Here is a 1,853-nt window from a genome sequence, read left to right on the forward strand (position 1 = left end):
TGCGAAAACTGATGACTACATTGACTGAAGATGATCACTTAAAGTAAAAAGACGGCACATGATGTATGAGGTGGATTAAGTGATCACGTTCAAGCGGTACGACTGATCAGGTTCAGCGGAATACGCAGTTATCACCAAATTCGAATAAGCGTCTCTTGTTCAAGCTTGTTATCGCCGCACTGAACTCTCCTGATGATGCATGTGTGCTTTTCGCCCCTTGATTCTCATAATCACTCCTGGCCGGATAGAACGAAACAGGTCTATATGTAAGGTCATCATCCAGTTTGAAGCTACCAAAACGATGTTCATCTTCGCCATGTGCAAACGACATACCACACTTATCATTCACTTCCAATAACGTATCACCGTCTGAAAAAGCAGCAACGACTCTAGCCAGGTTTTGTGGATTACAGTACAGATTGATACGCAATACTTGACATGACACACCATCACAGTCTGAAAACTGGTCATCTCTGGTAGTACTCCATTGATCATTGGAAAAATCATAGGGCAAGGCTCGACCATACAGCAGATGTGACTCAACCCCGGTACTTTGCTTTATCTGCAGAAGCCAAATTTGGATTGCACACTGCTCTCCCTTAGTGGTGAACAATCGCTCTAATCTTGGGTCTTCAATTAAGTCCTGTATTGATAAAGGCATCAAATATACTTCCTATAATAACTGTTGTTTACAGTCCTCTTCACAGCAGGAGTATCAGCCAGTTTCAATGCCTTTCAGAAATAGAATCTCCAGACGAAATACTGGCTGAAATATAACTCACCCCTGAAACTCAATAGTCGATAGATTCGCTATAGATTCGCTCGCGCCCAAACGCATCACGTTCAGCTGGAAAAGCCTGCATTTCCGTCGGCGTCATTTTGGGGGATGAGGCTCCGCGACGAATATAAGCCTCTTTTGTAGCCAAGAGATAGTTCAGGCCATTGGCTTTGTGGACATCTACGACCAATACAAACAATTCGTTGTGCTCTATTAAATAGGCATTAAAACACTGATTTTTGTTCAGTGATTCCTGTAAGCGCTTCACGACCGCTTTTTGATACGATTCGGCATTTTCTGTATCCGATTCCCCCTGATAGTGCTTTTGGCACCCCTCATTGATACCAATAATACGGGTTTCATCGTCAACGCCGATAAATAGCTTTCCTCCCTGGTGGTTCGAAAGCGCACACACCGTTTTATCTAACTCCCAGGCTTTGGCGTTCTTTTTGGTGACAAGGTCTATATATGCCTTAAATTCACAGTGTTCACTCTCCCCTGCCGATATGATGCCCAGCAGCTTTTCCAAGTCCGTGTTATTCGATTCAGCTCCGTATCGATGCTCCCATTCAGTTGAAGAACAGTAGTCAAGAATTTCATTGGCCGGTGTCACCAACCACAGCTCCACATCCACGGCCTTATCCGGTTCAAAGCCATGCTTCTCCAGCTGGTTCGTTAAGGTAACAGGCTCATCATCAATAGCCCCGACCACCGACAACGTATCGGCAACATTGCTGTGAAAGCAAACATCTTGATCAGACATTATCAGACAACCTCGCCGATCAGGGATATCAATACACAACTCGCCCTTTCTGCCATCACTAGAACCATGGAACTTACCTAAGCCGAGAAATTCAGTTACCCGTTCAAAGGCCGATGAGTGAAATGGCATACCATGAGCCACCAACTTACTATCGTGGCAATGGACATCAGCACATATACGAGCGTATGTTCGGCGACAATTAGGATGACCGGTTGACGACAACTATCTTGGCCGGTTGGGTGTAACGTTCGGTACTTTGATTTTCCCTTGGAGAACAGCGTGCCGGGATTACATATCACCCAACGACAAGAG

Annotated in this window: 2 protein-coding genes; both read right to left on the bottom strand. The window is 45.1% G+C overall.

The features are described from left to right. Nucleotides 1-112: 112 nt before the first annotated feature. The gene (locus O9X78_RS20660) at nt 113-664 is read right to left on the bottom strand and encodes a hypothetical protein (protein WP_269621578.1); all 552 of its coding nucleotides are present in this window, start codon (nt 662-664) and stop codon (nt 113-115) included. A gap of 127 nt (nt 665-791) precedes the next feature. Continuing rightward, nucleotides 792-1,670: an AlbA family DNA-binding domain-containing protein gene (locus O9X78_RS20665; protein WP_269621579.1), complete on the bottom strand. Its 879-nt coding sequence runs from the start codon at nt 1,668-1,670 to the stop codon at nt 792-794. Nucleotides 1,671-1,853 lie beyond the last annotated feature (183 nt).

Origin of the sequence: Zhongshania aquatica (genome assembly GCF_027257955.1) — a bacterium.
GTDB classification, from domain to species: Bacteria; Pseudomonadota; Gammaproteobacteria; order Pseudomonadales; family Spongiibacteraceae; genus Spongiibacter; species Spongiibacter aquatica.

Coding starts and splice junctions, on each gene's coding strand:
- O9X78_RS20665 (WP_269621579.1), bottom strand. CDS start 1,670: ATGCCATTTCACTCATCGGCCTTTGAACGGGTAACTGAATTTCTCGGC.